Origin of the sequence: Paenibacillus lautus (assembly GCF_050482385.1) — a bacterium.
Taxonomy (GTDB): domain Bacteria; phylum Bacillota; class Bacilli; order Paenibacillales; family Paenibacillaceae; genus Paenibacillus_AQ; species Paenibacillus_AQ lautus_B.
In genome coordinates, this window is the sequence record NZ_JBCNHV010000007.1 from 1 (window position 1) to 7,048 (window position 7,048).

At 50.4% G+C, this 7,048-nt stretch carries 8 protein-coding genes; all 8 read right to left on the reverse strand.

The features are described 5' to 3' along the window. Positions 1-2,190: collagen-like repeat preface domain-containing protein (locus tag ABEW73_RS10270; RefSeq protein ID WP_430206383.1), on the reverse strand; the 2,190-nt coding region annotated here is incomplete at its 3' end. A 186-nt stretch (positions 2,191-2,376) separates the two neighbouring features. Beyond that, positions 2,377-3,192, reverse strand: a complete 816-nt coding sequence (gene trmD, locus ABEW73_RS10275; RefSeq protein WP_430164922.1) for a tRNA (guanosine(37)-N1)-methyltransferase TrmD — start codon at positions 3,190-3,192, stop codon at positions 2,377-2,379. Positions 3,193-3,195: 3 nt separating this feature from the next. Continuing rightward, positions 3,196-3,717, reverse strand: a complete 522-nt coding sequence (gene rimM, locus ABEW73_RS10280) for a ribosome maturation factor RimM (protein ID WP_430164925.1) — start codon at positions 3,715-3,717, stop codon at positions 3,196-3,198. A 112-nt stretch (positions 3,718-3,829) separates the two neighbouring features. Continuing rightward, positions 3,830-4,060, reverse strand: coding sequence for a KH domain-containing protein (locus ABEW73_RS10285; protein WP_006211360.1), 231 nt, complete (start codon positions 4,058-4,060; stop codon positions 3,830-3,832). A gap of 21 nt (positions 4,061-4,081) precedes the next feature. Next, a complete protein-coding gene (rpsP, locus tag ABEW73_RS10290; protein ID WP_006211361.1) occupies positions 4,082-4,354 on the reverse strand; it encodes a 30S ribosomal protein S16 in 273 nt (90 codons plus the stop codon). 48 nt (positions 4,355-4,402) lie between these two features. Beyond that, complete coding sequence (ffh, locus tag ABEW73_RS10295) at positions 4,403-5,785, reverse strand: signal recognition particle protein (protein WP_215156409.1); 1,383 nt, start codon at positions 5,783-5,785, stop codon at positions 4,403-4,405. A 21-nt stretch (positions 5,786-5,806) separates the two neighbouring features. Continuing rightward, the gene (locus tag ABEW73_RS10300; protein ID WP_098747095.1) at positions 5,807-6,163 is read right to left on the reverse strand and encodes a putative DNA-binding protein; all 357 of its coding nucleotides are present in this window, start codon (positions 6,161-6,163) and stop codon (positions 5,807-5,809) included. A gap of 138 nt (positions 6,164-6,301) precedes the next feature. Further along, the gene (trhA, locus tag ABEW73_RS10305) at positions 6,302-6,949 is read right to left on the reverse strand and encodes a PAQR family membrane homeostasis protein TrhA (protein ID WP_430164929.1); all 648 of its coding nucleotides are present in this window, start codon (positions 6,947-6,949) and stop codon (positions 6,302-6,304) included. Between the last annotated feature and the right edge of the window lie 99 nt (positions 6,950-7,048).

Consider the following 7,048-nt stretch of genomic DNA (forward strand, 5'->3'; position numbering starts at 1 on the left):
TCCAGCTACCCCGGTGGCTCCCGTTACTCCTGTTGCTCCCGTTGCACCAGTTTCTCCTATTGCACCTATTGCACCTGTGGCCCCTGTTACCCCGGTGGCTCCTGTTACTCCTGTTATCCCAGTTGCTCCCGTTGCTCCTGTCGGACCAGTAACGCCTGCTGGACCTGTGGCACCAGTTTCTCCTGTTGGACCCATCTCACCTGTTGCTCCCGTTGCTCCCGTTTCACCTGTTACTCCTGTTGCTCCCGTCGCGCCTGTCGGGCCCGTAACACCTGCTGGACCTGTGGCACCTGTTTCTCCCGTCGCTACTGTTACCCCAGTTGGTCCTGTTGCTCCTGTTACCCCAGTTACGCCTGTTGCTCCCGCTTCACCTGTTACTCCGGAGGCTCCTGTTGCTCCTGTTGCTCCTGTTGCCCCGGTAACTCCAGCTACCCCGGTGGCTCCTGTTACCCCAGTTACTCCTGTTGCTCCTGTCTCTCCTGTTGCTCCCGTTACTCCTGTCACTCCTGTTGCTCCTGTTGCTCCTGTTGCTCCTGTTGCTCCTGTTGCTCCTGTTACCCCAGTTACTCCTGTTGCTCCTGTTGCTCCTGTTGCTCCTGTTACTCCTGTCGATCCCGTTGCTCCAGTTTCTCCTGTTGCCCCGGTAACTCCGGTTACTCCAGCTACCCCGGTGGCTCCTGTTACTCCTGTTGCTCCTGTCTCTCCTGTCTCTCCTGTTGCTCCCGTTTCTCCTGTTGTACCAGTTTCTCCCGTTGCACCAGTTGCTCCTGTTGCTCCTGTTACTCCCGTTGCTCCCGTTGCTCCTGTGGCTCCCGTTGCTCCAGTTTCTCCTGTTACCCCGGTTGCTCCTGTCTCGCCCGTTGCTCCCGTGGCTCCTGTTACTCTCGTTACTCCCGTTACTCCCGTTGCTCCTGTCTCGCCTATGGCTCCTGTTACCCCAGTTACGCCTGTTGCTCCTGTCTCGCCTGTTGCTCCTGTCTCGCCTGTGGCTCCTGTAGCTCCTGTTACTCCGGTTGCTCCTGTAACTCCCGTTGGCCCTGTAACACCTATTGCGCCCGTTGCACCCGTAACTCCTGCTGGACCCATAATGCCAGTGGCTCCCGTTGCCCCGGTCTCGCCTACTGCTCCAGTCGCACCGGTTTCACCAGTCGGACCGGTCGCTCCTGTTATACCGCCAGATGCTCCTGGCGGTCCTTCCGGACCTGTTGGACCTGTAGCACCCACCGCACCCGTCGGGCCAGTTGCTCCCGGCACGCCGTCCAATCTGGGCCCGCCTGTAGCACCTGCAATGCCTGTCGGGCCAGTCACACCCGTCGCTCCTGTCGCTCCAATCACGCCCGGCTGATCGTTACCTGGCACGCCTTCCAACGTTTCCTGGATCGTGAGACCTTGAACACTTTCAGCGCTCGTCCTTGCTACAGCTGGCAGAGATTGCAGAGCAGCATCTTGGACAGCCACCGGAATGCTTAATGTCGCTATCGTTCCTGAAAGAGCATTCGTATAGTTGATCAACTGTTCATTCAAATGTTCAGGCGACGCCCCATTCTGCAACGAGGCATTAATTCCATCCGTTGCTTGTTGCAGCCTGCCCAGCTGTTGTCCGGAACTCCCTAATCTCGCAGCCTGCTGGTTAATTCCCTGAAGTACTTCAGTAAGCTGCTGACGAGACCCGGCCCCTGGATTCGTCGTTGCATTCATAATGTAAAAAGGCAGATTGTTCATTAAATTGATTAGAGGGACAGCATCCGCACTCGGAAACGCATTATCCAGCCTTGATTGAATACCATTTTGCAAAGCAGCGATATCCGGACCGATCTCGCCGCCGACTCCAATTCGTTCTCCATACATTTGAAACAACGTCATGACTTCATTCAATCTTGTTAAAATCCCTTCCAGATTGTCCGAATTGGAAATCCTTGCAATTTGCTGTACAACCTGCCTAAGATCCCGCCGTTCCCGCAGCGAGAACCTCATTTCCGAAACCAGATCGTTAAGGCTCTGCAATTGTATTTTAATAAGTGTGAAATCCTCGTTAACCGGCTGTTCCACAAATGCGTGTAACAGTGATGTTAATTGACGGATCAATGTAACGAATGGAGTGGCTTGGTTCCTTCCGACACGGATTCGTCCGGGTGTAAGTCCCTGAATTACAACCTTGCTGTTCCTACGTTTCCTTCTTTCTTGCCTCAATCGATTTCACCCCTTACGATTAATGCATCCGCAAACGCCTATTTATCACACTATTCAATTCATACGAATTTTGTTCTCAGGTGCAAACATGAAACGTGCATATTACTACATACTAGCCACATTCAAGAAATAAAAAAAGAACAGACCTGTGCTTACAGATCTGTTCGTGAGATTAAACAAAAAAACTTATGAGGATCCCGCTTCTCGCTGAAGCTTGTCTAAATATGCCCGATCCTGCTTGGACAACTCCAGCTTGTCTAACAACTCAGGGCGGCGCTCCCATGTCCGCTTAAGCGCCTGTTCCCGACGCCACACGTCAATATTTGCATGATGACCGCTTAACAAAATATCCGGCACTTTCCAGCCGCGAAACTCAGCCGGACGGGTATAATGCGGATATTCCAGCAGGCCAGTACTGAATGAATCCGTCACCGCTGACGTTTCATTGCCTAGTACACCCGGCAGCAATCGGACCACTGAATCAATGGCAACCATCGCTGGCAGCTCTCCACCGGTAAGCACGTAATCCCCGATGGATAACTCATCGGTAACAAGAAACTCGCGAATCCGTTCATCATAACCTTCGTAATGACCGCATATAAACACCAGATGGTCTTCCTGAGACAACTCTTCGGCCTTTTTCTGCGTAAAGGTCTCTCCTTGCGGACACATCAGAATGACTCGTGGAGGCTTGGCTGTTCCTGAGGTTTCCACCGGAATCTCTCCGGCAGGGTTAGCCCCAACCTCATGATTCGAAATTTCATCCGTAGCAGAAGCAAGAATATCCTCCACCGCAGCAAAAATCGGGTCCGGCTTTAACACCATCCCCCCACCGCCGCCATATGGAGTATCATCGACCTGACTGTGCTTATTTCCGGCATACTGGCGGAAGTTGATGGCATTCAAGTTCACAATTTGTTTTTCGGCAGCTTTACCCAGAATACTCGAATGAAACACACCATCGAACATCTCGGGGAACAGCGTCAGCACATCGATCCGCATGGACTATAACAACCCTTCCATGAGATGCACCCGAACAAGCTTCGATTCCTTGTCTACATCAAGTACGACATCCGGTATGGCCGGAAGGAGAACTTCTTTTCCCTCAGGTGTCTTGACAACCCACACATCATTCGCGCCTGGGGTCAAAATTTCGGTGATCAAGCCAAGCTCCTCGGCAGGGTCTTCGTCGGTCATCACCTTGCAGCCAATGATCTCATGGAAATAGTACTCGTTCTCCGGAAGCTCTTCCTGAAGATCCGCAGTGATCTTCAGCAGCGAGCCCTTATATTTTTCAGCATCATTGATGCCATGCAGCTCCTTGAATTTAACGATATACATGTTTTTATGAAAACGAGATGTATCCACCGTTACTTCAATCTTGCTCCCCTTGTCCGGGACAATATACAACTGGCTCTTTGGAGCAAATCGCTGGTCGGCAAAATCCGTATGCGGCATAATTTTAACTTCCCCGCGGATGCCATGCGTATTCACGATTTTCCCTACAGTTAACAACTTTTCAGACATGGACTTCCTCCTGCATCACTTAATGAACGTTCTAAGCTGGTTTGACCGGCTGATTTCTTCAGCATGTACGAAAAAGGGCTAGGACATGCATCCTAACCCCCTTTCGTATATTTTAAGAAATGATATCAACGGTCACCCGTTTATCCATTTTAACCGCCGCCGATGTTACGACTGTACGCAATGATTTGGCGATACGCCCTTGTTTGCCTATGACCTTCCCGACATCGTCAGGATGCACGTACAGCTCATATACAATCAAGTGCTCCTTCTCAACGGTTTTCACAGTCACATCTTCTGGATGATCCACTAAAGCCTTAGCAATAACGCGAACTAATTCTTCCATAGATAACCCTCGCGATCAGTCTTATTTCTGATGCTTCAGCTCATGAAACTTCTTCATTACGCCCGCTTTGCTAAGCAAGTTGCGAACCGTGTCAGATGCTTGCGCACCATTTTGAAGCCAGTTCAGTGCTTTCTCTTCATCGATTTTAACTTCAGCCGGTTGAGCAACCGGATTGTAATAACCGATTTCCTCGATAAAACGGCCATCACGTGGGGAACGGGAATCAGAAACCACCACGCGGTAGAAAGGAGCCTTGTGAGCACCCATGCGTTTCAGACGAATACGTACTGCCATTTGAAAATTCACCTCCTTCAAAAAATGTCCATTCGATATGGCCGAGACTTAACGGAATGGAAACTTCATACCTTTCCCGCCGGTCAAGCCTTTTAGCTGTTTCATCGCTTTGTTCTTGCCGCCTTTAGGACCCATCATATCCGAGAACTGTTTCATCACGCGGCGCATTTCGTCAAACTGCTTGATGAGCCGGTTCACTTCAGCCAGCGAGGTTCCGCTGCCTGCCGCAATCCGTTTACGACGGTTGTGATTGATGATGTCAGGCTGCTGCTTCTCCGCCGTTGTCATGGAGTGGACAATAGCCTCGATGCGTCCCATCTGCTTCTCGTCAACCTTGAGATCCTTGGCTTGCTTCATCTTGCCCATGCCCGGAATCATATCCATCAGTTGGTCCAGAGGACCGAGCTTCTTGACCTGATCCATCTGCTCCAGGAAATCCTCGAACGTAAATTCGGCATTACGCATTTTACGTTCCATTTCCTTGGCCTTATCTGCATCAATGTTCGATTGTGCTTTCTCGATAAGAGACAGCATATCGCCCATTCCGAGAATCCGTGATGCCATCCGTTCCGGATGGAACGGCTCAAGTGCATCAATCTTCTCGCCGAGCGCGGCGAATTTGATCGGACATCCGGTAACCGCCTTAACCGAGAGGGCGGCACCGCCTCGGGTATCACCGTCCAGCTTCGTGAGTACGACACCTGTCAGCGTCAATTGCTGGTTGAAGCTTTCCGCAACATTCACAGCATCCTGACCCGTCATCGCATCAACGACAAGTAGGACTTCGTCAGGAGTTACAACGCTGTGAATCTGCTTTAATTCTTCCATCAGCTCTTCATCGACATGAAGGCGACCGGCCGTATCGATAATGACATAATCGTGGCCATTATCTTTGGCATGCTGCAGGCCTTGCTTCGCGATTTCAACCGGGCTTGTCTTATCTCCCAGGGAGAACACCGGGACGTTGATCTGATCACCGAGTACTTCGAGCTGCTTGATCGCAGCAGGACGATAGATATCGCCGGCAACGAGCAGCGGTCGGCTGTTCTGCTTCTGAAGCAGCTTGGCCAGCTTGCCCGAAGTCGTTGTCTTACCGGCACCTTGCAAACCGGCCATCATAATGACCGTTGGCGGCTTATTGCTCTTCGCCAGTTTGGCTTGGCTTCCTCCCATCAACTCCGTCAGCTCTTTATTAACGATGTCAATGATCACCATGCCGGGCGTAAAGCTGTCCATCACTTCCTTGCCGATGGCCTTTTCTTTTACTTTGGATACGAAATCCTTAACCACTTTGAAGTTAACGTCGGCTTCGAGAAGCGCGAGTCGAACTTCACGCATGGCGGCTGTTACATCTTCCTCGGACACCTTGCCTTTACCACGAAGCTTGCTGAACACATTCTGTAGTCTGCTGGTCAATCCTTCAAACGCCATATCCGCCACCTCCGTTCATACTTAATCCCATACTTTTAATCGTTCAACCATATCGGTCATTACATTCTTATCATGTTCACCCAGATCGCTACTCTCCACCATCTCCCGAAACTTATTCAGCTCCCGGATGCGCGTCTCATGCTTGCTCAGAAGCCCCAACTTCTCTTCATAGGACTCGAGCACCTGCTCTGCACGCTTGATATGTTCATAGACGGCCTGACGACTAATCTCAAATTCACCTGCGATTTCTCCAAGGGAAAAATCATCATGGAAATAATATTTCAAAAAGGTCTGCTGTTTCTCTGTCAGCAGTTGCTCATAGAAATCGAACAACAAATTGATCCGGTTCGTCTTCTCGAGCCGATTCTCCTGACTCATTTAAGGGCACCCCCCTCGTCAAGGAAAAACACTTTACAGTTCGCTTAACGAACCTTATCATACAAAAAACAAAGAAGGATGTCAAGCCATTTCCCTTGTCATCCTTCTTCATGTTCAGGAAGCCTTCTTCCTGCCCGTTCAACCGATAGGAAGAAGGTAGATCAGTATCGCAAAAAAGTGGAGAATCGAACCCGCCAGCACAAACAAATGCCAGATGGCATGATGGTAAGGAAACCCCCGCCATACATAGAATATGGTGCCCAGCGTGTACAGCACGCCCCCAATGGCAAGCAAATTCATGCCTTGCGGCGCTACAACCGCCGTTAACGGATTCCAGGCAATGACGATCAGCCAGCCCATCGCAATGTAAAATATCGTGGAGAGGAACAGAAACTTCTTGACGAAGAAAGCTTTAAATACGACACCGAACAGCGCAATGCCCCATACGATCCCGAAGAGACTCCAGCCCAGCGTTCCCCTGATAGCTACCAGCAGGAAAGGCGTATACGTCCCCGCGATAAACAAGTAAATAGAGGAGTGGTCCATAAACTCAAAGAAATCCTTTGCTTTCCCGTCTCTCAAGCCGTGTACGAGCGTTGAGCTCAAATACAGCAGGAGCATCGTCGATCCGTAGATCGTAAAGCTAACCACATGCCAGGCATTGCCCTTCAAACTTGAAAAAACAATCAGGAGCACCAGTGCTGCAACACTTAGTGCCGCTCCTATGCCATGTGTTATTGCATTCGCTATCTCTTCTCTGCGTGGATATGTGTAAGTATCGGCCATAACAGGTATCCTTTCGCTTGAAATCTTATAGAGGTTATTCAAAAAGTTCGCTTTTGATAAGAAAACCTCTATCGAGGTCACTTCAAGGATGAGCGACCG

Coding starts and splice junctions, on each gene's coding strand:
- trmD (WP_430164922.1), bottom strand. CDS start 3,192: ATGCGGATCGATGTGCTGACGCTGTTCCCCGAGATGTTCGATGGTGTG.
- trhA (WP_430164929.1), bottom strand. CDS start 6,949: ATGGCCGATACTTACACATATCCACGCAGAGAAGAGATAGCGAATGCA.
- rpsP (WP_006211361.1), bottom strand. CDS start 4,354: ATGGCAGTACGTATTCGTCTGAAACGCATGGGTGCTCACAAGGCTCCT.
- ffh (WP_215156409.1), bottom strand. CDS start 5,785: ATGGCGTTTGAAGGATTGACCAGCAGACTACAGAATGTGTTCAGCAAG.
- ABEW73_RS10300 (WP_098747095.1), bottom strand. CDS start 6,163: ATGAGTCAGGAGAATCGGCTCGAGAAGACGAACCGGATCAATTTGTTG.
- ABEW73_RS10285 (WP_006211360.1), bottom strand. CDS start 4,060: ATGGAAGAATTAGTTCGCGTTATTGCTAAGGCTTTAGTGGATCATCCA.
- rimM (WP_430164925.1), bottom strand. CDS start 3,717: ATGTCTGAAAAGTTGTTAACTGTAGGGAAAATCGTGAATACGCATGGC.